Source organism: Halobacillus sp. A1-3 (assembly GCF_050971765.1).
GTDB classification, from domain to species: Bacteria; Bacillota; Bacilli; order Bacillales; family Halobacillaceae; genus Halobacillus; species Halobacillus mangrovi_B.
The window spans coordinates 130,371-155,724 of sequence record NZ_JBPCEO010000006.1; the positions used below are offsets into that span (position 1 = coordinate 130,371).

22 protein-coding genes are annotated in these 25,354 nt (G+C 40.3%); 21 read left to right on the forward strand and 1 reads right to left on the reverse strand.

What is annotated here, in order from left to right; all coding sequences use genetic code 11:
• Positions 1 to 46 precede the first annotated feature (46 nt).
• Genes ACRYKC_RS12080 through ACRYKC_RS12105 form a run of 6 tightly spaced genes read left to right on the forward strand, consistent with a single transcriptional unit; the run spans position 47 to position 6,147 of the window.
• Positions 47 to 988 (forward strand): NAD-dependent epimerase/dehydratase family protein, encoded by a 942-nt coding sequence (locus ACRYKC_RS12080; protein ID WP_433806981.1) that lies wholly within the window; start codon positions 47 to 49, stop codon positions 986 to 988.
• Positions 985 to 1,731 carry a YveK family protein gene (locus tag ACRYKC_RS12085; protein WP_433806982.1) on the forward strand — a complete coding sequence of 249 codons (747 nt, stop codon included), beginning with the start codon at positions 985 to 987 and terminating at the stop codon, positions 1,729 to 1,731. Before ACRYKC_RS12080 ends, ACRYKC_RS12085 begins: the two co-directional genes overlap by 4 nt.
• On the forward strand, positions 1,715 to 2,326 hold the full coding sequence (locus ACRYKC_RS12090) for a P-loop NTPase family protein (protein ID WP_433806983.1): 612 nt from the start codon (positions 1,715 to 1,717) through the stop codon (positions 2,324 to 2,326). The genes ACRYKC_RS12085 and ACRYKC_RS12090 overlap by 17 nt, the downstream gene beginning before the upstream one ends.
• 32 nt (positions 2,327 to 2,358) lie before the next feature.
• Positions 2,359 to 3,828: an oligosaccharide flippase family protein gene (locus ACRYKC_RS12095; RefSeq protein WP_433806984.1), complete on the forward strand. Its 1,470-nt coding sequence runs from the start codon at positions 2,359 to 2,361 to the stop codon at positions 3,826 to 3,828.
• Positions 3,815 to 5,047 (forward strand): O-antigen ligase family protein, encoded by a 1,233-nt coding sequence (locus ACRYKC_RS12100; RefSeq protein WP_433806985.1) that lies wholly within the window; start codon positions 3,815 to 3,817, stop codon positions 5,045 to 5,047. Before ACRYKC_RS12095 ends, ACRYKC_RS12100 begins: the two co-directional genes overlap by 14 nt.
• Before the next feature lie 2 nt (positions 5,048 to 5,049).
• Complete coding sequence (locus ACRYKC_RS12105) at positions 5,050 to 6,147, forward strand: glycosyltransferase family 4 protein (protein WP_433806986.1); 1,098 nt, start codon at positions 5,050 to 5,052, stop codon at positions 6,145 to 6,147.
• A gap of 57 nt (positions 6,148 to 6,204) precedes the next feature.
• Here the strand turns inward: ACRYKC_RS12105 and ACRYKC_RS12110 are convergent, their stop codons facing one another.
• Positions 6,205 to 7,305, reverse strand: coding sequence for an acyltransferase family protein (locus tag ACRYKC_RS12110; protein ID WP_433806987.1), 1,101 nt, complete (start codon positions 7,303 to 7,305; stop codon positions 6,205 to 6,207).
• Positions 7,306 to 7,601: 296 nt separating this feature from the next.
• On the opposite strand from ACRYKC_RS12110, the gene ACRYKC_RS12115 reads away from it, so the two are divergent.
• The 15 genes from ACRYKC_RS12115 (at position 7,602) to ACRYKC_RS12185 (ending at position 25,336) form a co-directional block, all read left to right on the forward strand.
• Positions 7,602 to 8,729: a glycoside hydrolase family 172 protein gene (locus ACRYKC_RS12115; RefSeq protein WP_433806988.1), complete on the forward strand. Its 1,128-nt coding sequence runs from the start codon at positions 7,602 to 7,604 to the stop codon at positions 8,727 to 8,729.
• Between the two features lie 30 nt (positions 8,730 to 8,759).
• Positions 8,760 to 10,103 carry an ABC transporter substrate-binding protein gene (locus tag ACRYKC_RS12120; RefSeq protein WP_433806989.1) on the forward strand — a complete coding sequence of 448 codons (1,344 nt, stop codon included), beginning with the start codon at positions 8,760 to 8,762 and terminating at the stop codon, positions 10,101 to 10,103.
• A gap of 83 nt (positions 10,104 to 10,186) precedes the next feature.
• Positions 10,187 to 11,077 carry a carbohydrate ABC transporter permease gene (locus ACRYKC_RS12125; RefSeq protein ID WP_433806990.1) on the forward strand — a complete coding sequence of 297 codons (891 nt, stop codon included), beginning with the start codon at positions 10,187 to 10,189 and terminating at the stop codon, positions 11,075 to 11,077.
• An 18-nt stretch (positions 11,078 to 11,095) separates the two neighbouring features.
• Positions 11,096 to 11,986, forward strand: a complete 891-nt coding sequence (locus ACRYKC_RS12130; protein WP_433806991.1) for a carbohydrate ABC transporter permease — start codon at positions 11,096 to 11,098, stop codon at positions 11,984 to 11,986.
• Between the two features lie 17 nt (positions 11,987 to 12,003).
• Positions 12,004 to 13,488 (forward strand): glycoside hydrolase family 32 protein, encoded by a 1,485-nt coding sequence (locus tag ACRYKC_RS12135; protein ID WP_433806992.1) that lies wholly within the window; start codon positions 12,004 to 12,006, stop codon positions 13,486 to 13,488.
• A 74-nt stretch (positions 13,489 to 13,562) separates the two neighbouring features.
• Positions 13,563 to 15,311, forward strand: a complete 1,749-nt coding sequence (locus tag ACRYKC_RS12140; RefSeq protein ID WP_433806993.1) for a cache domain-containing sensor histidine kinase — start codon at positions 13,563 to 13,565, stop codon at positions 15,309 to 15,311.
• A 6-nt stretch (positions 15,312 to 15,317) separates the two neighbouring features.
• On the forward strand, positions 15,318 to 16,859 hold the full coding sequence (locus ACRYKC_RS12145) for a response regulator (RefSeq protein WP_433806994.1): 1,542 nt from the start codon (positions 15,318 to 15,320) through the stop codon (positions 16,857 to 16,859).
• 285 nt (positions 16,860 to 17,144) lie between these two features.
• Positions 17,145 to 18,506: an ethanolamine ammonia-lyase subunit EutB gene (locus ACRYKC_RS12150; RefSeq protein WP_433806995.1), complete on the forward strand. Its 1,362-nt coding sequence runs from the start codon at positions 17,145 to 17,147 to the stop codon at positions 18,504 to 18,506.
• A 15-nt stretch (positions 18,507 to 18,521) separates the two neighbouring features.
• Positions 18,522 to 19,373 (forward strand): ethanolamine ammonia-lyase subunit EutC, encoded by an 852-nt coding sequence (eutC, locus tag ACRYKC_RS12155; RefSeq protein ID WP_433806996.1) that lies wholly within the window; start codon positions 18,522 to 18,524, stop codon positions 19,371 to 19,373.
• Complete coding sequence (locus ACRYKC_RS12160) at positions 19,370 to 20,896, forward strand: sensor histidine kinase (protein ID WP_433806997.1); 1,527 nt, start codon at positions 19,370 to 19,372, stop codon at positions 20,894 to 20,896. The genes eutC and ACRYKC_RS12160 overlap by 4 nt, the downstream gene beginning before the upstream one ends.
• Positions 20,897 to 21,490 carry an ANTAR domain-containing response regulator gene (locus tag ACRYKC_RS12165; RefSeq protein ID WP_433806998.1) on the forward strand — a complete coding sequence of 198 codons (594 nt, stop codon included), beginning with the start codon at positions 20,897 to 20,899 and terminating at the stop codon, positions 21,488 to 21,490. It abuts the gene before it with no gap.
• Positions 21,491 to 21,587: 97 nt separating this feature from the next.
• Positions 21,588 to 22,877 (forward strand): ethanolamine utilization protein EutH, encoded by a 1,290-nt coding sequence (gene eutH / locus ACRYKC_RS12170; protein ID WP_433806999.1) that lies wholly within the window; start codon positions 21,588 to 21,590, stop codon positions 22,875 to 22,877.
• Between the two features lie 28 nt (positions 22,878 to 22,905).
• Positions 22,906 to 23,247, forward strand: coding sequence for an ethanolamine utilization microcompartment protein EutS (eutS, locus tag ACRYKC_RS12175; RefSeq protein WP_433807000.1), 342 nt, complete (start codon positions 22,906 to 22,908; stop codon positions 23,245 to 23,247).
• A gap of 13 nt (positions 23,248 to 23,260) precedes the next feature.
• Complete coding sequence (locus tag ACRYKC_RS12180) at positions 23,261 to 23,776, forward strand: EutP/PduV family microcompartment system protein (protein ID WP_433807001.1); 516 nt, start codon at positions 23,261 to 23,263, stop codon at positions 23,774 to 23,776.
• 132 nt (positions 23,777 to 23,908) lie between these two features.
• On the forward strand, positions 23,909 to 25,336 hold the full coding sequence (locus ACRYKC_RS12185; RefSeq protein WP_433807002.1) for an ethanolamine ammonia-lyase reactivating factor EutA: 1,428 nt from the start codon (positions 23,909 to 23,911) through the stop codon (positions 25,334 to 25,336).
• Positions 25,337 to 25,354 lie beyond the last annotated feature (18 nt).

The following is a 25,354-nucleotide window of genomic DNA, read 5'->3' on the forward strand; positions in this document are numbered from 1 at the left end:
AGTGTCATAAGCTTTATTTTACTTAAATTACGAAAGGAAGGTTGCCATGAAGGTGTTAGTAACTGGCGGGGCAGGCTTTATCGGATCTCACATAGTAGAAGAATTAGTAGATTCCCACTACGAGGTTGTCGTGGTAGACAATCTAGTGACAGGACATATGAAAAACCTTCTCCCACAGGTGAGTTTTTACAAACGGGATGTTCGAAAAGACATGGATGAGGTTTTTGCTAAAGAGAAGCCTGATTATGTTATTCATCAGGCTGCCCAGGTTTCTGTAAGTCAGTCGTTTACAGACCCTTTATATGACTGTGAAGAAAATATTGTTGCGACCCTTAATATCTTACAATCTAGCGCGAAACATAAAGTCAAAAAAGTCGTGTTTGCATCAACGGCGGCTGTCTATGGCAACCCGAGCTATCTTCCCATTGATGAAGCGCATCACGTGCAGCCGATTTCCTTTTATGGTCTGACAAAAGCACATGCTGAAAAGTACATCCACCTTTTTGCACATACTCATAACCTTGACTTTTCCATTCTACGTTATGCCAACGTCTACGGACCAAGACAGGATGCTCATGGAGAAGCCGGAGTCATCGCTCTCTTTATCGAAAAATTAATCTGTGGGGAATCTCCAGTTATTTTTGGGGATGGAAACCAGACGCGGGATTTTGTTTTCGTCAAAGACGTGGCTCGTGCAAATGTTGCTGCATTGGAAAACGGGAAAAATGAAATCTTTAATGTAGGGACAGGACAGGAAACATCGATCAACGAAATTATTGACCATTTAGCGGTTTCTTTAAGGAGACCTATTCAGCCTACTTTACGTCCACCCCGAGAAGGTGATATTCGCTCGAGTGTTTTAAAAAACGATCGAGCCCAATCCATGCTGCACTGGGCCCCTTGTTATTCACTGCAAGAAGGGCTGCTGAAGACCGTTCAATTTTATCAGCAGGAAAATCCTTACGGGGTGCAAGAGGTGATTTCATGAGAGAACCAATGGATATCAAAACTTTTTTCCGTATTCTCAAACGGAGAATGGCTACGATCTTGATCACGACTATTTGCGTATCGATTTTAAGTGGTGTTGCTGTATTTTACTTCTTAAAACCTACGTATGAAGCGACCGAATATATTCTCGTTGGAAACCTGGGGAATCAGGAGGATGTTTACGTTGATCCTCAAACAGTGAACAGACTTATTGCTTCAACGGTCGATTTTATTACAAGTCCGATCGTATTGGAATCCGTACAGGCGGATATAAATCTATCTCAGGAAGAGTTGGAAGAAAAAATCACAATAAAAAATAAAGAAGATTCCCAGATTATTTCGGTAGTGATCAGAGATTCGGAAAAGGATCGGGCCAGCGAGTTGGCTAACATTCTTGCTGCCACTTCAGTAGAAGAGATGAAAGGCTCCATGCAAATGGAAAATATAGCTGTTCTTAGTAAAAAGGAAGGGACCAATAAAGTAGAAGAAGTCGGAAGCCCGATTGTGAACATGTTGATCGGAACAATGGTGGGATTATTTTGTGGGATTGGAATGGCGATGTTAAAAGACCATTGGGATGATTCCGTCCAAAGCCTTGATCAACTTGAAAAAGAACTGGGGTTACCCGTACTTGGGGAAGTGGCTGCGACTTCTGATAGCCTTCCGAAATCATACAGAAAACAGCTCGCAAGTGAGTCAGGAAAAGTGAAAAAAGGAGGGAAAATTCATGCAGAGTCCCATTGAAGATATCATTCACGGCGGGGACAAGAAAAAGAAGGGGATTGTCAGCTTCGACCAGATGAAGGTGATCAGTCGAAAAGTTGAGAAAAAAAGCCCATCCATCCTGATGGTGACTTCGATACCTGCAGGAAAGTCGGTAGCCATGATCGCTGCAGAACTAGCGGCAGCCATTGCTCTTCAGGAGAAAAAAGTCTTGCTTGTTGAATCTGATATGAACAAACCCATGCTTCACGAATGGTTCCATATGGAGCGGCCTGGAGAAAACCATCAGGATCCATTAACAACCGTTTATCCTACTTTTCTCCCTAGCCTGGATGTACTCTTGGCTAAACGTTCTATTGATCAAAAACCAATGGATATCTGGCTATCGCCCTCTTTTAAAGAGCATGTGGATTCCTGGATGAAGGATTATGATCGAGTGATTTTTTCGGCTCCTTCCTTATCATCAGGAGTTGAAGCAGAGTTGATTGCTGAAGGGTGTCAGGAAGCAGTGCTGGTCGTTCAGCAGAACAAGGATAAGCTTGAAGACATAAAGAAAGCCCAATCAAAACTTGAGACGGCAGGATGCAAGATACTTGGTGTTGTTTACCAAAAGTGATGGATTAGCAAGGAGTAAAGGGGCTGAAATTTATGAAGCAGATTAGAAATTCCATAGGAAAGAATATCTTTCATTTATTTTACAGTACGGCACTTTCCAGCATTTTAAATGCTGCATCGTTGATTGTGCTGGCCTCTTTTATCTCCACAGATGATTATGGAAAATTTAGTGTGGTACTCGCTTTTGCGATGATTATGGCTTATTTAACGGAAGCCGGATTAAACCAGATTGTGCTTCGCGAAGGGGCAAAGAAAGAAGCATCCATTTCGTTGATCATGGCGTCATTTATAAAACTGCGTCTTGGCCTTACACTAGCAACGCTGATGATTGGATTCCTTCTTATTCATTGGATGTACGCCGGTGACACAGCATTGATTACACTTTCCTATGCCCTGATTTTTCCACTTGTGATAGGGATAGCCATGCAGAGCATTAGTATCACCTATTTTCAGATGTTGGAGAAAATGCAGTATTCAGGGATGATACGAATGGTTTCTGCAGGCCTTTTGATCACCGTTATTTTAGTTGGGAAATGGTTTTATATAGATCCCATGATCGTATTTTTCTTGTATGGATCCGCTTATTTTCTGGCCGGTTGTTTTGGGATATTTTTAACGACTAAGACTCTGAAACTTTCTATAAGGTTTCCTTTTTATAAAGGACTATGGAAACATTGGGGACCGTTTTTAGTGACCGGATTATTATTCATTCTCCTTCCGCAGATTGGTCCAATTGTTTTAGAAAAGACCTTAACATGGAAAGAAGTTGGTTATTTCGCTGTCGCTTACCGCATTCCACAGGCTTTGCAGCAATTGCCATTTATTATCGCCGGAGCTTTCTTTCCGGTATTGTTCCGTTTATTCCAGGCTGGAGACTACGAGCAGCATGTGAAAAAGAGTATCACACAGGTGAAATTGATGTTACTTGCTGGCATGCTTGCTGCTATCCCTTTTTACCATCTTTCTGACTTTGTTATCGGAGTATTATTTGGAGAGAGATGGATGGAAGCAGCGTTCTTACTGAAAGTGCTGGCTTTAGTCATGGTTTTTCAGGGAGGCAGTATTGCTCTAGGGGACGGGCTGACAACGAGAGCACTTCAGTCTCGAAGAATGACGGTGCTAGCTGTAGGCGTGGCATCGGGCGTGATGTTTTATGCCTTTTTTAGTGAAAGGTATGGATTAACAGGAGCAGTGGTCGCTGGAGTTCTCATTGAGGTGATCCTGTTATTCGGATTTCTGATTTGTCATCCTGACAGAATGGTCTTGGGAAAAAGAGCAGTAGTTCCTTATTTGATTTACTTTTTCATCACTCTACTAGGTATAGAAGTATTCTTATCGTCTATTCCATTCCTTGCTGCATGTACCCAATTTGTTCTTATTCTTGCCCTTGCCGTAATGGACAAGGAATGGAGAGAAAAAGTTCCGGCGCTCTTGAAAAAGGTGGGCTTGGTTAAGGAATCCAAATCGAAAATTAGGAAGGAGGCCCATGATGGAGCATCTTAGTTCCTATGAAAGACCGCGCAGCAGTCTGCTGCTGTTTTTCTTGCTCTTTTCAGTCATGCTTGGTAAATATCACATTTACCTCGGCTTTGCCTTTAAGCCACATATGATGTATTTGGGCATTCTTGTCATCATACTGGCGGCTTCCTTCCGATTTCAAAAGCTGCAGAGTTTTGAAGTGACGCTGCTTTTTTTCTATCTGGTGTATGTATTTTCTGGCGCATTCTCCTTATATGCATCATCAGGTCTGAGGGTCATGCTTGGGATCACACTATATATCGTCTTTTATATCTTCATGAAAGGGATTCTCCAAATGTTTCAAAAAAGGCAATTGGAGAATGCGATTGCCAATGCTGGGATTCTATTTAATATCGGAAGTCTTTTTCTCTACGTATGGGGACTGAAAAGCAATGGTTTTTCTTTATTAGGAGACGGAGTCATACGCTATGGTGTCTGGTTTGACCGTGATTACCCCAGATTGATTGGTTTGATGGAAGACCCGAACTATTTTGTATTTTATAATACGATCTTTTTTACTTTCTTTTTATGTAAACGCGACTCGTTGAAAAATAAGATCGGGCTCACCCTGTGTTTAGTTACAAGTGTACTCTCTTTTTCCAGAGGGGGATTGTTGATTCTCCTTGTTATTTTCATCGTTTACTTCTTATTGAACAAACCAGCTAACCAATTGCGCTTATTTCTATCTACCTTTTCTATCTTAGCTATAGCCTGGGCGGTCAGTCTAGCGATGAAATTCCGTGTTCTTGATATTCTGCAGCATAGATTTCAAGACTTTTCCTCTGACGGTGGAAGTGGAAGGTTTGAACTATGGGGAAGGGCATGGGAGTTCTTTTTAGCCCATCCCTGGTTTGGAATTGGTGCAAGCAACTTCGCCGACTACAACTCGTTTGAATACGGGGATAACCTTGTTGTTCACAACACATTCCTTGAAGTGTTAACGGAATCAGGAGTCATTGGTTTGTTTGTGTATGGTTTGTTTGTACTTACGGTGCTCTATCAAATTTTTCGGTCTAATATTCACTTGAAGCATCCATTTCTCTTTTTAACATTCCTTGGATTTATGTTTCAGATGATGTTTTTATCGCTGATCGTTAATGACATGTTCTTATTATATCTAGCTATCCTGTCTACTTACTTTTCCTATGAAGATGAAAAAGGCCAGGCTAAGGAAAACGATCGTATTGAAAGGGAGGCCGTATAGAGATGAATGTATTGATGCTGACAGACAAATTGACGATGGGTGGAGCTGAAAATTATTTCATCAAGCTCGAAAACAAAATGAAAACAGGCCCAGGGTTTCATCTCTATGCCGCTTCCGGTGGAGGGGAACTAACGAATTACATTGGTAACAAGCAAAATTTTTTGGAGTTATCCAGGAATAACCACCTATTAAATTTATGGAAGCTTAATCAATTTATCCATAAGTGGGACATTGATGTTATTCACGCGAACAGTCTGCGGATGGTTATGTATGCAAGCTGTTTGAGAAAGCTTGTTTGGAAACGGAAAATTAAAGTCATTTACACGAAGCACAATATCACGGCTCTTGAAAAGTTTCCGAGAGTATTTTCCTTTTTGATGAATCATGCTGTTACTGGGATTATTACAGTAAGTGACTACGAGAAAAGAGTTTTAATAGATTATGGAGTCAACCAAGATAGGATCACCACCGTTTACAACGGGGTTGACCTCGATAAATTTCCTTTTACTGAAAAGACTCAGCCTGAGGTATTTAAGGTTGGAATTCTAGCAAGGTTATCTCCAGAAAAGAACCATCGATTGTTTGTAGATATTGCAGCCGCTATGAAGGCAGAAGAAGATGTACAGTTTTACATTGCCGGGGACGGGCCTGAACGTGAGGTAATAGCTGAAAAAATTAAGCAGTCAGGGCTTGAGGAACAAGTACAATTACTTGGTGAAATAAAAGAACCCCAGGAATTTCTACAGTCGATGGATGTACTTCTGCTTACCTCTGAGAGAGAAGTGTTTCCAATGGTCATCCTGGAAGCTATGGCCACGGGGACGCCCGTGGTCTCTATTAACAGGGGAGGTATATCGGAAGCCATTATAGATAAAGAGACGGGAATGTTGGTAGAGGACCATAGCCCAGAAGCTTTTCGAGAAAAGATCTTAGCTTTGAAATCTGATGAGGAATTGAGACATAAAATCATCTATGCTGCCCGAGAGAAAGTGGAAAGAGATTTTACTTCAGAAGAGATGGTTGAACAAACTTTCAAACAATACAAAATTCCAGGCTCCCCCCTTAAACCACAGTTAAACGTAAAAGGGAAAAGCATTTAGCTCCCTAATTAAAAGAAGGCGAAGCATCCTATGGTTGGATGCTTCGCCTTTTGTAGATCATGATACTTTTGGTTTTGTTTCATCAACTTTAACAGGAGTTCTTGGCATATTGATTTTCCCTGCAACAAAAGCACCGTAAGGAATTAAATTTAACAGATAAACAGCAATCATCGGCACACCGACTCCTAAAATAAATAACAAAGCGATGTGGACATCAAGGGTCATCGTAAACGGTAGAGAATCGAACCATCGAATCGCATTGTATTGTACCAGCGGGTGTAACAGGTAAATCCCGTAGGAGCAGCTGCTTACCCACATCACAAACAGTGGAGTTTTCTTCATTTTCATAGCAATCAAATAGAGCAGACAGAAAACGAAGAACGTATAAACCACTATATCGAAACGCTTGGACGAGACGACTGAATAGAAATTCGAATACCTTATATAAAGCGGAATCAACCCGGTAATAATTACGCCAGGAATCACATAATACTTATACTTTTTCAGCATGTCCAGGAACACATTGATATGCTTACCGGCATAGTAAGCAATGGTAAAGTAAAAGATCCAGCCTAAGAACGGAAGCTTGTAATGATCCCATAGGAACGAAAACGCTGGGAAACTGCTGCTTCCTTTTAAGTTAAAGAACCCTAAATAGAGTACGTTGATGACTAACGATAACCCAATCATCACGAGCGGAGGATAACGGTCAAAGTATTTTTTCAATAAGAAATGCAAGGCATAGAACTGGAAAATGATTAGCACAAAGTAGCCATGCCATACCCCTAGGACAGTTTTATCAAAGAATAACTCAACAAATCCTGACCATGTAATCCCTGCTCCTGCCCATAACCCGTACAGGGTATAAATTAAAGACATGACCAGGTATGGAACAAAGATATAAAGGATGCGTTTTTTCCAGAAGGGTTTTGCTTTTGGCATCCGGTCCGGATAAGAATAAGAAAGCAAAAACTCTGAAATCATGACAAACACTGGTGTTGCGAACATGAGTGTCATTTTGAACTGATAGAACATGTCTGTAGTAAAGGCAGACAGGTCATAGTTTTGCTGAGATAGAGTAATAGAATGAATAAAGACAACACAAAGACAGGCTATGAAGCGAATAAAGAATATTTCATTAATATAAGCTCTTTTCATTATAGGCTCCTTTATTTCAAATTCCTCTATAGTTTATCTGTTTTTATTAGAAAAAGGAACCGTAGATTTATAGTTTAAATAAGAAATCCGCCTTAAATGAAGTATATTTTAACCTCTTTTTTCCTTTATTACTTCTCTGAAATTATTCCCCGCACTTTTTCAAAAATATCTAACAATATCGAAAAATATTAGAATTTTCAAATAATGAACAGAACGATACACTTTTAATTAAGAAATAATTATTTCTAATTCATTAATGTAAACGCTTTAACTGAGCGTCAGGAAGGAGAAGTCACATGAATGTCTGGGAACCAAACAGTCCATTAGGCGGACTGCCAATTATTAAAGATGCAAGCAGCAAAAGAGAATCAAGTTATGATCGAACAGGAGGGAATCGTGATTTTGATGTTGTTGAACCTGGAGATACATCTGTAATGGCTGACATCAAAGGAGCGGGATGTATCAAACACATTTGGATGACAACGAGATGTTATGCTCCACAATACTTAAGAAAGCTCGTCCTCGAGATGTACTGGGACGGCGAAGAAAATCCAAGTGTTCGCGTTCCTTTGGGTGATTTTTTCGGAATTGGTCATGCGACTTGCAAGCATTATGTATCGTTACCATTAAGTATGGTGATGGGAGAACGCAGAGGTCCAAAAGGCCCTTTTGCTGCTTCCATGAACAGCTACTTTCCGATGCCTTTCGGTGATGGAGCTAAAATTCAACTGATCAACGAAAGTGAATCAAGAGTGGAGAACTTGTTTTATTATGTTGATTATGAAGTTTATGAGGATGAGAACAAAATCCCTGATGATATGGGAAGATTTCATGCCTCTTGGAATCGAGAAAACCCTACTCAAAAAGTGGCCCATGATGCCGACGTTGATGAGCCAGCACCATGGGAACTACCTGGTAAGAATCTATCTGGAGATGAAAATTACGTCATCTTAGATGCAGAAGGAAAAGGACATTATGTCGGGTGCGTATTAAACATCGATAACTTCGATGCCTCAAACCAGCCGTTTACATGGCCAGGCGAAGGGGACGACATGTTCTTCATTGACGGAGAAGAATGGCCACCTTCTCTTCATGGAACAGGTACGGAAGATTACTTTAATGCCGCCTGGGGATTTCCGAGTGGAGAATACGCGGGACCTTACCATGGCGTGTCTCTAGGAAGCGATGTACAGGAGCATTTTGGAAAATGGAGCCTGTATCGATTTCATGTAGAAGATCCAATACGGTTTACTACCTCTATTAAAGCAACAATTGAACATGGGCATGCGAATGATCAGGGAAATGATTATTCCTCTGTTGCTTATTGGTATCAGCTTGAACCTCATAAACCACTATCCGATCTGCCTCATGTAGAAGATCGTCTTCCACGCAGATGGCCTGAACACGGACTTTGGGATCGTTAATAGTTGTAATCAAATAAGGAGGAGAGTTAATTGAAAACTTTTAACTGGAAGGTTATCATTCCTTTTTTCTTAGTCCTGTTACTTATGGTTGTCAGCGGCTGCTCTAATAGTACGAATGGTGAAACAGGAAGTAAAGAATCGGGTGATGATAAAACATTGACGGTACTCGTTGAAGGGGGAAGCCCTGCTTATGAAGTAGCCAACCAAACGAAAGATGAATTTAAAGAAGAAACTGGATATGAAGTGAAAATTGAGGCTGTTCCTTACTCGGGCGTTTATGACAAATTAAAAGCAGAGGTGGCTTCACGAGCTGGAGCTTTTGACGTTGCAACGATTGATATTCTCTGGTTTCCTGCCCTTTCAAGTGGTTTATTGCCTCTTGATGACGTGATTACGGAGGAAGTGGAAAATGATTTATTCCCAGGCCTTGTTTCTGGCGGTACTTACAATGGTGAAAAGTACGGGATGCCCGTTTGGACAAACGCGAAGAATGTCATTTATAGAAAGGATCTTTTTGAAGATCAAGCCAATCAGGAAGCCTTTAAAGAAGAATACGGTTATGAGTTAGCTCCACCGAAGAATTGGAAGGAATATAGAGACATGGCTGCCTTTTTCACACAGGATACCAATGGTGATGGGAAACCTGATCAATATGGGACGACAGTCTTCGGAGCGAATAACGGAGACTCTGTAGCAAGCTGGTTAGACCACGCCGCTCAAGCGGGTGCAGATTCTTTAGTTGTAGGGGAAGGCGGAGAAGTCCTTGTCAATCAAAAGCCTTATGTAGAAGCCTTGGAGTTTCTTACAACTTTGTTGAACGAAGATCAATCCGTACCTAAAGGGGCATTAGAGATGGCTTCTGCTGAAACGGCTGAGCTTTTCTGGAGTGGAAAGTCTGCCATGATGATTGCGTGGGGGCATTTCTACGTACCATCCAACGATCCGGAAACTTCAGAAGTTGCTGGTAAAGTAGGATCAGCTCCTATGATTGCTGGGGATGCAGGAATCGGTGCTGTTCCAGGACCTTGGTATCAAGTAGTACCAAAATCCTCGAAAAAACCGGAAATCGCACAGCAATACCTTGAGTTTATATATGAGAAGAATGAATTGTATATGAAGTCGTTAGGAGTAGCAGCAAGGAAGTCCGTCTTTGAAGAGTACAGTTCACAAGAAGGTTATGAGCACTTAGAGCCTTTAATGACAACGTTAAACGGAGATCAAACGCAAAACCGTCCGAAAATTAAAGAATGGCAACAAATCGAAAACGAAGCCTTAATCCCTGCAGTTCAATACGCACTATCGGGAGAGAAAACACCACAAGAATCACTGGATTGGGCAGCTGAAGTCATTAAAGGGATCCTGCCGCCTAAATAACATTAGTCTATTGCTCTTCTCTGTTTGATGGGATACTTCAGACAGAGAAGGGTGAATAAAATCAATGAGCAAAGGAGAAACCCATGCCTTACACAAACAGTCGTTTATCCATCTTATTTTTTTTACCAGCTGGGTTATTCATGGGTGTATTTCTGTTATATCCCCTTTTTTTACTCCTTAAAGATAGCTTGTTCAGCTATAACATCCTTGAACCAGCGGCGAAGCAATTTGTCGGTTTACAGAATTATATGAGTGCCCTTACGTCTGAACGGTTTCTTCAAGCTACCTGGAATACGATCGTGTATATTGTTGCCGCGGTTGGAATTGAATTCTTATTAGGACTGACACTGGCTCTTTTATTAAACACAGGTTTTAGAGGAAGCCAGTTGATTAGAACGCTGTTGCTTGCTCCGTTAATGATTGCCCCTTTGGTTTCGGGTCTTGTCTGGAAATTCATGTTGAATAATCAATTCGGCATCATTAACTGGATTCTTTTCAAGTTAGGAATTATTTCAAGTCCTCAGCAAATTCTGTGGTTATCAGAAGCTAAATATGCATTACTTTCAACCATCATCGCGGATGTTTGGCTGACGACCCCTTTTTTGATGCTTGTCTTGTTAGCGGGTCTACAAGGGATTCCAAAAGGTTTATATGAAGCGTCGCAAATTGATGGCGCCAATAGATGGCAGACGTTTCGGTATGTAACAATGCCTGCGCTTGCTCCAGTGGCCATCGTCGCAGTGTTGATCCGGATGATTGATGCAGCGAGAACGTTTGATATTGTATGGGTTCTGACTCAGGGAGGACCTGGCTTTTCCTCTGAGGTACTGAGCACGTATATGTACAAAATGCTTACGAGATACGGCCATGTAGGGGAAGCGAGTGCGATGGCTGTCATCTTTATCATTCTTTTACTTTGCTTGAGTTCCTTCTTTATATCTAAAGTATGGTCTCCGAGCGCCAAAAAGGTATAAGAAAGGAGAGGTAAATCGATGGATAATCATACGGCAATAGGTGTCCAAAAACGAGAAAGGACTCGGCAATCCATCAAATTGGAGCTGAAAAAGAGAGGATGGAAAACGTTTATCATCCTGCTCACTTGTTTTCTAGCTTTATTGTTTTTAGGTCCATACATTTATTTAATTCTAACCTCTTTGAAACCATCATCAGAAGCTGTTTCCGCTCCTCCGTCACTTTGGCCATCTACGTTTACACTTGAGAGTTACATCGGTATGTTCGAATACTTGCCATTTGCTCAGTATTTTATGAACAGCTTAATTGCAGCTTCGATTAGTACAGCTTTAAGTGTGTTCTTAGGAGCTTTGGGTGCTTATGGCCTATCTCGTTTTTCATCAAGAATAGGAAATATATTCTTATTATTTACGCTAACAATCCGGATGGTTCCTATGATTAGTATCGCGATTCCAATGTATATGATCATCCAGGATATCGGATTAGTAGATACAAAGTTAGCGTTAATCTTAGTGTACACAAGCATTAATGTTCCTTTTGCCATTTGGCTGATGATTGGATTCTTTGACTCGATTCCTAAAGAGTTTGATGAGGCGGCAAGGGTTGATGGATGCAGTCGATTGGGTGCTTTTATGAAAGTGATTTTGCCGATTAGTCTTCCAGGACTGGCGACGACAGCGATCTTTACGTTTATGCTCGCGTGGAATGATTTTCTGTTTGCTTTATTAATGACAAGTACGCAATCCAAAACAGCGACAGTTGGAATCTCCGAATTTCTAACTGCTTACAATTTAGATCTAGGCCCTATGACGGCAGCTGCTGTTTCCTTCAGCCTTCCAGTGATGATCTTTTCATTTATGGTGCAGCGTTACATTGTAAGTGGAATGACACTTGGAGCGGTAAAAGAATAATAAAGGACGGGTGATTTATGGAATCAAAAAATGATCTTTTAGAAGTTCGAAAAGAAAGGTATCGTCCACAATTCCATTATAGTCCTCAGTCTAATTGGATGAACGATCCGAACGGAATGGTTTATTTCAAAGGGGAGTACCATCTCTTCTATCAGTATCATCCCAATAGTACAAAGTGGGGTCCCATGCACTGGGGGCATGCGGTTAGTGAAGATTTGATTCACTGGGAAGAGCTGCAGATTGCAATGGCACCTGATGAAAATGGGATGATATTTTCCGGATGTGCCGTCATTGATTGGGAAAATACCTCTGGGTTATTTCCAGATGAGCCAGGAATGGTTGCGATTTTTACCCATGCGGATACGTATCCAGATTCAGACCGTCCCCGCCAGCGGCAAAGTATCGCATACAGTGTTGATCAGGGACGGACATGGGTGAAATACAAAGGAAATCCTGTCTTAATGGATGATTCGATTACGGACTTTCGGGATCCGAAAGTGTTTTGGCATAACGAAACAGGTCATTGGGTAATGGTCGTTGCTGCAGGAGACCACGTGCGATTGTACCAATCGAATAATTTAATCAAGTGGGAATTTCTGAGCAGCTTTGGAGAAAACGAAGGCTCACATGATGGTGTCTGGGAATGTCCCGATCTGTTTTCTTTATCCATTGAAGGAACAAACAAAAGGAAATGGGCGATGATCGTGAGTATTGGGGAGAACGAAAACATTCCTTTTGGTTCGAGGACGCAATACTTTATTGGGGACTTTGATGGGACTCATTTCGTTAATGACCATGATCATGATACTGAAATATGGTTCGATTATGGTAGAGATAATTATGCATCGGTGATGTTTTCAAATATGAAAGAACACAGACGTGTCTCCATGGGCTGGATGAGTAATTGGAATTATGCGAATGATGTTCCGACATCGACATGGAGAAGTTCGATGACAATACCGCGAGTTTTATCTTTGGTAGAAACAGAGAACGGGTTAAGAATAAATCAGCAGCCTGTAAGAGAGGTCCATAAGCTTCGCGTTGATACACATACCGTTGAACAGCGAGAAATAGATTCTGAAGAGTACCTTCTACCTGATTCCTTTGGTGAAAGATCTATCGAAATTGTCGCAGAGTTTGAAATTAATTCAGCAGAAAAATGCGGGCTTAAAGTTTTAAAGTCTGAACATGAAGAGACAATCGTTGGTTATGACGTTGACAATAAACAGGTATATGTAGACCGGAGATGCTCTGGGGACAGTTATTTCCACAAGACCTTTTCGAGTATAGAGAGAGCACCAATAAAAATTAGTGACAAGAAATTCAAGCTTCATATCTTTGTTGATCGGTCTTCCGTAGAAGTGTTCGCCAATGGTGGGGAAGCAGTTATAACGAACCTGGTGTTTCCTAAAACAGATGGCAGCGATGTATTAGTATTCGCTGAAGATGGAGCTGTCAAACTGAATGATCTGAAAATTTTTCATCTGAAATCCATATGGTGAGCTTCACATGTTCCCCAGACCACTTATAATAGAAGTAGGAAGATCGAACGAGTGAAGTACGGGGAGATGAGACGATGCGTGTGAACCCTTTTGCTAAAAGAAAGTGGAGAATCAGAGATAAGATTGTTACGCTTGCCTTACTATCCTCGCTGATTCCTCTCCTAATTGTAGGGCCGTTCATGTTCAACTATATAAATAATTTAGTAGAAAAGAAACTATCGACAGCGGCAGAGAATTATCTTAGCTTAGCAAATAATAATATCACTCGTTTTGTAAATGACATTGAAAATATCTCTACCATTATCTATTTATCTAATGAAGTACAAAGCTACTTGAATTATGAGCAGACATCACCTCGTTTGTATCAACTGGAAATGGATTCACAAGATCTACTTAGTAATATTACTGTAGTAACAAACCCCTATATCAATGGGATTTATGTTGGGAATTCCCACAATGAATTTCTCAAAGTAAATCGTGGTCAAAGAAATATTGAAGGAAACATTTACGATAAAATCACCTCCTCTCCCTGGTATTCTTCACCTGAAAACAAGGAATGGGGAGGAGCGTGGTTTCAAGCACCCGACCTTTCATTGACCGATAATAATCGTGAGTCCCTTCTGTTTGGGAGAACGATCCATGACTTAAGTACTTCGCAGGAAATTGGCTACTCCATGATCAGTGTCGATCCACGTGTGTTTGATCAGATGCTGAAAGGAGTCAATACAGAAGGCGCTGTTCTTATCTATAATGGAAGTAATCCATTGTATTTTAGCGGATCGGACAACATCCCCGTTCATGAAATTATTCCTCTAGTTGAGACGAATAATCGTGTGGAAAGTCAAACAGTTACTTTTAATCAATCTAAGTATGTATTAAATGTCCAAAGGAATGAAACGACTCAATGGGGAATCGTCAGTCTACTTCCTTATGAAAGTGTCATTAGCGAATTTAAATATATCCGCGTTATTATTTTATCCATATTAATCCTTTCTTTTGTTGTAGCTTTATTATTCGCGCTCTTAATTTCGAGGAAAATCACAAGCCATTTAACTGTACTTAGAAAAATTACGAATAAGATGGAGTATAGAGAAGAAGTGGATGATTCTGGACTAGACAAAAATGATGAAATAGGAGAGGTCGGAGCACGATTAGTTGAATTATATAATCGAAATAATGATTTGAATACTCAGTTGTACACCTCTCAAATCAAAGAAAAAGAAGCAGAATTACGGGCACTGCAAAGCCATATTAATCCGCACTTTTTATATAATACCCTTAATTCCATATACTGGATGGCTATGAAAGCAAAAGCTAAGCCTATTGCCAATGTAGCGATCAGTTTATCTAAACTGTTCAAACTTACTTTAAATGATGGCAGTCACTTGTCCACGGTTAAAAAGGAAGTCGAACTCTTAAACCACTATCTTCAAATCCAAAATATAAGATTTGATAACAAAATAGAAGTATCCTTTGATGTGGACCCGACGCTTAACGATGAACAGATGATTAAATTATTATTACAGCCCATAGTTGAGAATGCCGTTATTCATGGACTTGAACCTAAAAAGGAAACAGGGTCGATTATGGTCAAAGGTAAGCGGACTCATCAGGGAATTCTCTTTGAAGTTACTGATGATGGAGTAGGTACTTCAAATCCAACCTATGGATATGGTCTTTCAAATATTAGAGAAAGAATCAAGCTTTTCTACGGAAACAGATACGGGATAACCGTAAAAAGCGAAGAAGGGAAAGGCACAAAAGTAATTATCACAATCGGATATATAAGAGAACATTCGATGCAAACACAAATACGGGGGTGATGAGTGTTGTATAGTCTTTTAATCGTTGATGATGAAAAAGTAGTTCTCGACGCCCTGAAAACGATTATGAATTGGAGTGAGTATGGAGTCAGTGATGTTAATACGGTATCGGATGGCATTGAAGCTTTGGAGTTTATAAAAGATTCTCCACCTGATATTGTACTTACTGACATCCGCATGCCAGGGTTAAATGGTTTAGAATTGGTAGAGCAATCAAAATCTTATACAAATCAAACGATGTTTATTATGATTAGCGGGCACACGGAATTTGCATATGCCAAAAAAGCCATTGAATTAGAAGCTGTTGATTATCTCGTCAAACCTATAGAGATGGATGATATAGCAGAAGCTATTAAAAAAGCAATCGAAAAATATAAGAAAAAAAGCGAACAGAATAATGTAGAAAGATACTTAGATGAATTGGAAGATAAGTATTTACTAGAAAGTATAGTTGGTGGACGAATAGATACTCAATGGATCAATCGGCATTTTAATATTTATCAAGTAGCTGTCATCAGTGTAAAAGAAGCGACTCTGCATGAAAATCTTAAGAAGAATGAGCAAAAATATCTTACGCTATTCAAAGAGCCGCTTATGTCCAAGGGTTATTCTGTATTCATGCATGTAATTGAAGAACAAATCGTTATGGTCTATGGAAATACCAAGACCGCTTCAATGGAAGAGGGACTTGCTGATCAAGTGACTAGTACCATTCAACGAGAGCTGGGGGTTATAACTACGACCGGAGTTAGTGGGTGCTTCAACAACATGAAGGATATGCACAACGCCTACCAACGAGCAAAAAGGGCCTATGATATCGGATTTTTCTATAATCAAGGCTATACAGATTACAGCACCCTTCCTAATCACGAAAAGAGTATTGATTATCGGATGATTTTCGAAATAGAAGATTTCAGTCAGCAGATTAGTAAGTTTGAGGAATACTATCACCTAGCGGATACTATCTTAAATTACATTTATGCGGAAGAACTCTCCCCTGAAAAGTCAAAATACCTCTATTACAAGTTCTTAAACAGCCTCAATACCTATCTGGAAAAAGAATATAATGTTAAGAATAAAGATCTTGTTCATGCCGATCTCCTTCTTTATGAAGAAGCTAAGGGTTTTAATAGTTTAGCTTCTATTCAAAAGTGGATCTACACTTACACGAAGCAGTGGGAAAATTATATAGAGAATCATAGAATCTCCTATAATGACAACCTTGTCAGGGAGGTGAGAAAATACCTTGATGAGCATTTTCATGAAGAAATAGAACTTAATAGACTAGCAGAGATGTATCACATCAACTCTTCCTATTTAAGCAGTTTATTTTCCAAGAAGATGGATATGACGTTGTTTGATTATTTAACCTCGTTAAGATTGAAAAACGCGAAAGTGTTGTTAAAAACTACGAATTATAAAGTTAATGAGATCTGCCAAAAAGTTGGCTATGAAAACTCTCGTTATTTTAATCAGGTGTTTAAAAAGAAAGTTGGCACTACGCCCGGCAAATATCGCTCAAAACATCTTATTAGGGTTAATGAATAGAGGGAGTTGGAGTTTTCTTTATTTAATTTTCTTCAAAAAAGTCATTAATTTCCCAGGAAATATTTTGTTTCATCATTTTCCGACTTGTAATAGGTTCTATCTGGCATATTGTGAGTCAATATGCTATTAAATTAATCCATCTAAAATAAGTCTGTATTTTCAGAAAAACTTTTGATATACTTTGTAGAAAGTGAATCTATTCGGCGAAGGCGCCACTTTCGTTAGGTTATCCTAGCGATAGTGGTGCCTTTTTTATTTTAACTACTACAAAGAAGGTGAATGCATTTGAAGCTATCATGTCAATTACGGAACGAGACTTACCATTTCAACTCCATTAAAGATGTATTGGCAAAAGCCAGCGAAGAAAAATCCGGAGATGTAATGGCCGGTATTGGTGCGAAATCTTCCTTAGAACGTATGGCAGCGAAGTACACGTTAAGTGAACTTCAGCTTAAAGACATTTTTGAGAATCCGGTGATATCCTACGAGTCGGATGAAGTAACGAAGGTGATTTATGATGATGTAAGTCAATTTGTGTATAACGAAATATCTGGGTGGACATTCGGCGAACTCCGCGAGTATATTCTGAGTCATTCAACAAATTCTAATGATTTAAAAAGGCTAAGTCGAGGGTTAACCAGTGAAATGATTTCCGCGGTGGCTAAATTAATGTCAAGTATCGACCTTGTTTTAGCTTCACAGAAGATGAAGCATCAAGCGCATTGCAATACCACGATTGGTGAACCTGGAAGACTGGCATTTCGCTGTCAGCCTAATCACCCGATTGATAACCCTGATGGGATTTTAACTTCTATTAAAGAAGGACTATCATACGGGTCTGGCGATGCCGTGATTGGCATTAACCCGAATAATGAGGCCGTTGATTCGGTTGCAAAACTACTGACCATGAGCCATGAGTTCATGCGAAAATGGGATATACCAACTCAAAACTGTGTATTGGCTCACGTAACGACGCAAATGCAAGCGCTTAAAAAAGGAGCGCCAGTGGCTCTGCTATTTCAAAGTTTAGCAGGTTCTCAGTTGGCTAACGACGACTTCGGTGTCAATCAAGAACTTCTTGATGAAGGCTACGAATTGATGAAATCTAAAGGCACTTCTGCTGGTCCTAATTTCTTTTATTTTGAAACGGGGCAAGGATCTGAGGTTTCATTGGACGGGCATTCTGGGGTAGATATGCAGACACTGGAAGCGAGGACATACGGATACGCGTGGAGATGGAAGCCGTTCATGGTAAACAATGTCTCAGGCTTTATTGGTCCAGAGACGTTATATGATGGAAAACAGATGATTCGTGCAGATCTAGAAGATTTGTTTATGGGTAAACTGCACAACTTGCCTATGGGAATAGCCCCTACGTACACCAATCATATGAGTGCGGATCAAAATGATCAGGAAATCGCTGGTATGCTAACTACAGTAGCAGGCGCAAACTTTTACATGGGCGTTCCAGGCGGGGATGACGTGATGCTCAGTTATCAGGATACAAGTTTTCATGACGATGCTAGTCTGAGAGAAATGCTGGGCTTAAGACCATTGAACGAATTTGAGAAATGGCTGGAAAAGATGGGGATTATGGAAGAAGGACGCCTTACGAAATATGCTGGAGACTTGTCTATATTTGATTAAGGAGGGAGTGATAAAGTGAACATTGAACAAATCGTTAAAGACGTACTTTCTGAGATGGAGGGAAAGGAATCCAACCCAAAAAGAAAGTCTTACACACAAGAATATCAAAATAGACACATCGTCTATCGACAGGAAAAGAAGGTAGGAGTAGACGAGCCGAAAAATCGTGAGTACGTTGAACAGGTACAAAAAGAAACCCCTGCTAGAATTGGGATCGGCCGTTCGGGCACACGGATGAAAACGAAAAATTACTTAGACTTCAGGGTCGATCATGCAGCGGCTCAAGATGCCGTTTTTAAAGATGTTGGAGATGATGTTTTAACTCGTATGGATCTCCCTATTCTCCACTCTAAAGCGACTTCCATGGAGGAATACCTGATGAATTTAGATGTCGGCAGGAAGTTGAATGAAGAGTCTCGTTCATGGCTGACTGAAAATGCGACGAAAGGAAAGCAGGTGCAAATTGTTGTTTCAGATGGGCTGAGCTCTACTGGAATAGAAGAGACGATCCCTGACTTGTTGCCAACTTTAATCCAGGGGTTAAAGGCTAAGAATATCAGCATAGAAAATCCAATTTTTATAAGAAAAAGCAGAGTATGGATCCAAGATGAAGTGGCCTCCCTTGTTGATTGTGATCTCGTCATCTCACTAATCGGAGAAAGACCAGGGCTCGCTACTTCCAAAAGCATAAGTGCCTATATCATTTATAAACCGAATAAAGAGAGTGTTGAGGCCGACCGTACGGTGTTTTCGAATATCCACGAAGGTGGTGTACCACCAGTAGAAGCAGGGGCTTATTTGGCCGATATTATCGAAAAGATGCTTCAATCTAAAGCTAGTGGGGTTAAGTTTTCACAAATGCAATGATTATTCAGAATATTGACAAACATTTTCTTCAAGTCTATAATTCTAATAGTTTGGAAGAGGAATTTCAATTAGAACAGTTCACAACAGGAGAAAGCTTAACTATGATAGACATTGAAGAAATTGAATCTTTATGTAAATCGAAGACTAATTTAGAAACGAGTGATATCGAAAAGATTAAAGAAGTCAGTAAGAGCATGCAGCTGATGGCAGATTTATCAAAGGCCAATGTCTTTATCGATTGCTTGTTAACGAATGAAAAACATGCGATTGTTGTGGCGGAAGCTGCCCCTACGACAGTAAAATCGATCTATCAAAACAGAGTTGTAGGTACCATTGCATATGAGACATTTGAGCCGGCCGTGCTTTACTGTTTGCAGTCTGGAAATGCAATGACTTCTAACCGTGCGATCACTCAAGAACGTAAAAAAGTGGAACAAAGCGTAGTGCCTATCTTCAACGATGAAAATGTGGTCATTGGTGCTTTAATCATGGAGAAGGACATCAGTGAACAGGTAGAAGATCGGGAAGAATTGGAAGCGCTGTCAAAAACGACAGAATCTTTAAGCGGTCTTTTGATGGGACATTCAGATCAACAGCCGTTAGTCCCTGAACTTATGGAAGAAGCTCTTTTCTTCGTTGGCCTTGAAGGGGAACTCTTATATTCTAATCCAGCGGCGATTAATCTGCTTCATGAGCTCAAGGGGACAAACTGTGAGTATGGCGAGAATTTAGTCGAACAACTGCCTATATTAACTAATATTGTTGAGAAAGAAGATGAATTATTAGTTACCGAGATGGAGGCTTTCGATAAAACGTTTAAGATTAAAAAAATCCGTTTGCCTTTAAATGAAAAATATAATGGCATGTTTATTATTCTAAGAGATCTCACCGACCTAAGAGAAAAAGAAAAAGAATTAATTATTAAGTCAGTTGCCATCAAAGAAATTCATCACCGTGTGAAAAACAATTTGCAAACGGTAGCTAGTCTCTTAAGGCTGCAGATGCGAAGGGGGATTCCTGAGGAAAGCAAAGTTTATTTTCTGGAAAGTTTAAACCGGATATTAAGTATTGCTTCTGTCTATGAAGTTATCCTTTCCAATAGCAGCATTGATGAGGTGGATATTTATGAACTGACGGAAAGAATTGGCGATATGCTTGTTTATACGGGTTATTCAAGTAAAAAAATCACAATTGATTACTCTGGTGACAGTTTGACGATCGAGTCTGGCCGTGCGGTTTCAATCGCTTTGATTATTAATGAACTTATACAAAATTGCGTGAACCATGCCTTTGAAGGAAAAGCACGTGGGCATATTGATGTCATTTTCAATCAGGATTCTAGGATGATGGATGTTATTGTACGGGATAATGGTGTTGGATTTAAAGGGAAGAATACATCTTCCTTAGGCCTTGATATTGTGAAGCGAATGGCGGAACATGATTTATCAGGAGAATTTGAGATTATCGGTATCGAACAAGGAACGGAAGCGAAGCTCAGATTTCCAAAGGAGAGTAGGGGTTAAATGAGCAAGAGAATATTGCTGGTTGAAGACGAATCCATAGTAAGGATGGACATTGCGTTACTTTTACAAGATGCAGGGTTTCAAATCGCTGGGGAAGCAGGAGACGGCGAAAAAGCCATAGAACTTGCCCATGAGCTGGAGCCTGATCTGATTATTATGGATATCAAAATGCCAAAGCTTGATGGTCTAAAAGCTAGTAAGATCATTTCTCAAAAGTACAATATACCAATTCTATTATTAACGGCATATAGTCAGCAGGAGTTCATAGAAAAAGCCAAAGAAGCGAATATTGTAGGCTATATCGTAAAGCCGATTTCTGAAGATCGTTTAATTCCAGCTGTAGAGATTGCCCTCCATCAAGGAATGGTTTCGGAAAGGTATCGTGTTCAAGTCAAAGAAGCAGATAACCGTTTGAAAAAGCGTAAAGTTGTAGAGCGAGCTAAAGGATTGTTAATGGAACACTTTGGTTATTCAGACGAGGTTTCATACAAAAAGATGAGAGAAATCAGTATGAATAAGCAGATGCCGCTAGAAAAAGTCGCTTTGAAGATTTTAAAGAAATATTCAGAACCGCCGCTAACCACTTCCAAGTGAATACGAACTAGCAAAGATGCTAGAAGAGCAGTGAGGGTACCTTACTGTTTTTCTAGCATCTTTTTTTATAAAAAATTTAGAAAGGCAGGGATGCTGGATGGTATTAATCGGTAACATTGTCATTTATATTATTATGGCTTGTGCAGTCATTGGTGCGATTGCCTCCATTAAGAATAGTGAGGATGGATTAGGTGGTCAATTTATGGAAGGGGTTCACGCCATTGGGCACATCTTTGTTCCTGCAGCAGGAATTATGGCTTCCATTCCCTATTTATCCTGGTCCATAGATAAGGTTGTTGGTCCTCTTTTTGAAAAGATAGGGGCAGATCCAGCAATTGCTGCTACAGCAATCCTGGCATCGGATATGGGAGGATATCAGTTAGCTCAAGCACTCCAAGAGTCTTATGAAGGATGGATTATGGCTTTGATTGTTGGTTTCATGGCTGGGGCAACAATCGTATTTTCTATACCTATGGGGCTTGCGATGTTAGATAAACGTGACCATAAGTTCATGGCCTTAGGGATTATGTCGGGTTTACTGACCATTCCTATTGGTGTATTCATTTCAAGTGTTATCATCACGATGACAAACTCTAAAGTAAGAGAAGTCGTTTCTACCAACACGGAGTCTTCTTATGAATTTACACTGAGTTACTTGAAAATATTTATGAACCTTACGCCACTTTTGATTTTTGTGGTTATTCTAGCAGCTGGTCTGTATTTCTTACCCGATATTATGATTAAAGGGTTTATGTGGTTTGGAAGAATCCTAGATGCAGCGATCAAGTTAGTATTGGTCTTCTCAATTGTTGAAATTTTCACGGGTCTATTTACGAATGTATCCGGTGCTTGGGGTTTCGATCCGATTATGGCTGATTCTGAAGACCAATTCAGAGCGCTCGAGACTGCCGGTTATATTGGAATTATGCTAGCGGGTGCTTTCCCAATGGTTTATTTACTAAGAAAATATGCTTCAAGACCTTTGGAGGCTATGGGTAAAAAGCTTGGATTGAGCTCTGTAGGGAGTGCCGGTTTAGTCGCTACCATTGCAAATATCCTAGCGATGTTTAAACTGGTTCGTCATATGCCTCCGAAGGATAAAGTCATCAACATTGCTTTTGCAGTATGTGCGGCTTTCTTATTAGGAGATCACCTATCCTTTACAGCTAACTTTCAGCCTACATTGATTCTTCCTATTATTGTTGGAAAGCTATCAGCAGGTGTGATCGCTATCGGATTAGCTTACTGGCTATCTGTTCCGAAGGCAAGAGAGCTTGAGCGAATTGACCGGGAAACTGGGGTTATCGCAAAAGACGAATATATTGAAGAAGAAGCTTTTGAGGGGGATGTAGTTGCTTCTGATGAGTCAAAAAAAGAAGCGAAATAATTGAGGAGAAATCTGGAGGGTTACAAAAATGAGCGAAGAGAAGAAACGGTTTATACAAGAATTTGTTCCTGGAAAACAAATCACTCTCAGTCACCTTATTGCCAATCCTGATATTGATATGTTCGAAAAGTTAGGTATCGAGGAGTCAGGAGCATTAGGTATACTAACGTTGACCCCCAGTGAAACGGTGATTATAGCTGGAGATTATGCAACAAAAGCAGCCCATGTGAAGATTGGGTTTTTGGATCGATTTACAGGGAGTCTTGTGTTGATAGGAAGTGTTTCGGAGGTAGATCAATCAATGAGAGAAGTCAATCGTTTTCTTTCCGAAACTCTTGGATACACTCCTTCAGAAATCACGAAATCATAAGGGGGGCGTATCATTGTCCAAACGAAATCGTGCTATGATGATTGGATCGATCGGAGCAGGGAAATCTACGTTGACTCACGCCTTGCTTGGACACGAAGCTAAAGCCATGAAAACTCAATCATTGAACTATGAGGATTGGATTGTGGACACACCTGGAGAGTACACGGAAAATCCTATGTATTATAAAAATATTATGGCGACATCTCTAGAGGTTACTCACGTTTTATTTATTCAGGATGCTACAAAAAAGAAAATGATTTTCCCGCCTGGTTTCAGTACAGGGTTGAATAAACTTCCCATCGGCGTTGTCACAAAAGCAGATGATGACCAAGCAGACCTTTCGAGAGCGGTCAAGCAGCTGCGAAAAGTTATACCTAAAGGACCGATTGTCATCACTTCTGCTGTGAATCGAAAAGGGTTGAACTCCATTAGAAAACTCGTCACATGCAATAGTCTTCAAGAAATGAGAGACTATGTCGAAGAAGAGGGGAATGAAGAGGTCATTTTTAATGAAACCCTTTACAAATAGTCATGAATGACTTAATATTCTGATTAAGAATACTTTAAAAATGAATGGTAAATGGCAAAGGCGCCTTATACAGCTATCCCTGCGGATAGTTTGTGTAAGGTGCCTTTTTTTGTACATGTGGAGGTGCGCTTCGTGAGTGGTAGAAGTACTGAAGTCATCATAAGTGCAGGAATTGATATAGGAACAAGTACCACAAAGCTGGTGATCAGTAGATTATCACTGAGAAATACGGCTGGTATGACTCATATGCCGCGTATTGAAATCACTGATAAAGAAGTCATCTATGAGAGCCCCATATTTCGAACTCCATTAGTTGAAGGTAAAGAAATCGACATGGAAAAAGTCGATGAACTTGTCCGAGACCAATATAAGGAAGCTGGAATAAAAGCGGAGGAGATCCAAACAGGCGCAGTGATTATAACAGGTGAAACTGCAACCAAGTCAAACGCCAAAGACATGATCAATCATCTCTCAGATCATGCGGGGAAGTTTTTAGTAGCAACAGCCGGCCCCGACTTAGAGAGTATCATTGCAGCGAAAGGTTCAGGAGCTTATGAGTTATCGAAGCAGACAAACAAAACCATTGCAAACATCGATATTGGTGGTGGAACTGCGAACGTCGCGGTCTACCATTACGGAAAGCTGCTTGGCACCTGCACTCTTCATGTAGGTGGGAAATTAATAGAATTAAATCAAAACGAAATCAAATATATCGCAGATCCAATCAAAAAAGCTAGTGAAAATCTAGGGCTGACTCTTAAAGAGGAGGAGCCAGTAGATTCTGGGAAACTATCAAAAGTCACGGGTTATATGGCTGAGGTCGTATCCAAAATGCTGAATGGAAAGTTGGAAGGTGACGAACCTCTTCTCTTAGGGCATAAACCCAAATGGAACAGACCGGTAGATAAGATCATGTTCTCCGGGGGAGTATCGGAATGCATTTACTTCCCGGATAACTGTACCTCAAACCATCTCTATGACGATATTGGTGTATTGCTAGCCAAATCTCTACGGGCTAACCAACAATTGAGTCAAATAGAGTGGATTAAGCCAAGAGAAACAGTGAGAGCTACGGTGCTCGGGGCTGGTACCCAAACGACAGAAATCAGTGGAGCAACCATCCAAGTCGACAATCAAACGCTCCCTCTGCGAAATATGCCCGTACACATTATCACCTTTGATGAGGGATTCGACAGAGCCTTACAACAGTTGAAAAACAATATTAAAGCTGGCGTAGATGTCTTTGATCCAAATAGAGAAGGAATCAAGATAGCGGTCTATCTCTCTGATATTCCACTTTTAGGATTCAAGGATATACAGCGGTTAGCCAAAGCGTTAACAAACGCCTTTGACAACTATTTAAGTAATCAGCCTATCGTTATTGTTTTGGAAAGAGACTTGGCCAAATCACTGGGGCAAGCACTCCAGGTCGTTAACAAGAACCGAGAGATTGTCTGTATCGACCAGATCAAAGTTGAAAACGGAGATTACTTGGATATAGGTTCTACTCTGGACTCGGGTGTAGTGCCTGTGGTTATCAAAACACTCACATTCCATTAACAGAAAGGAGGGTACTTC

Coding starts and splice junctions, on each gene's coding strand:
- ACRYKC_RS12080 (WP_433806981.1), top strand. CDS start 47: ATGAAGGTGTTAGTAACTGGCGGGGCAGGCTTTATCGGATCTCACATA.
- ACRYKC_RS12085 (WP_433806982.1), top strand. CDS start 985: ATGAGAGAACCAATGGATATCAAAACTTTTTTCCGTATTCTCAAACGG.
- ACRYKC_RS12090 (WP_433806983.1), top strand. CDS start 1,715: ATGCAGAGTCCCATTGAAGATATCATTCACGGCGGGGACAAGAAAAAG.
- ACRYKC_RS12095 (WP_433806984.1), top strand. CDS start 2,359: ATGAAGCAGATTAGAAATTCCATAGGAAAGAATATCTTTCATTTATTT.
- ACRYKC_RS12100 (WP_433806985.1), top strand. CDS start 3,815: ATGGAGCATCTTAGTTCCTATGAAAGACCGCGCAGCAGTCTGCTGCTG.
- ACRYKC_RS12105 (WP_433806986.1), top strand. CDS start 5,050: ATGAATGTATTGATGCTGACAGACAAATTGACGATGGGTGGAGCTGAA.
- ACRYKC_RS12110 (WP_433806987.1), bottom strand. CDS start 7,305: ATGAAAAGAGCTTATATTAATGAAATATTCTTTATTCGCTTCATAGCC.
- ACRYKC_RS12115 (WP_433806988.1), top strand. CDS start 7,602: ATGAATGTCTGGGAACCAAACAGTCCATTAGGCGGACTGCCAATTATT.
- ACRYKC_RS12125 (WP_433806990.1), top strand. CDS start 10,187: ATGCCTTACACAAACAGTCGTTTATCCATCTTATTTTTTTTACCAGCT.
- ACRYKC_RS12130 (WP_433806991.1), top strand. CDS start 11,096: ATGGATAATCATACGGCAATAGGTGTCCAAAAACGAGAAAGGACTCGG.
- ACRYKC_RS12135 (WP_433806992.1), top strand. CDS start 12,004: ATGGAATCAAAAAATGATCTTTTAGAAGTTCGAAAAGAAAGGTATCGT.
- ACRYKC_RS12140 (WP_433806993.1), top strand. CDS start 13,563: ATGCGTGTGAACCCTTTTGCTAAAAGAAAGTGGAGAATCAGAGATAAG.
- ACRYKC_RS12160 (WP_433806997.1), top strand. CDS start 19,370: ATGATTATTCAGAATATTGACAAACATTTTCTTCAAGTCTATAATTCT.
- ACRYKC_RS12165 (WP_433806998.1), top strand. CDS start 20,897: ATGAGCAAGAGAATATTGCTGGTTGAAGACGAATCCATAGTAAGGATG.
- eutH (WP_433806999.1), top strand. CDS start 21,588: ATGGTATTAATCGGTAACATTGTCATTTATATTATTATGGCTTGTGCA.
- eutS (WP_433807000.1), top strand. CDS start 22,906: ATGAGCGAAGAGAAGAAACGGTTTATACAAGAATTTGTTCCTGGAAAA.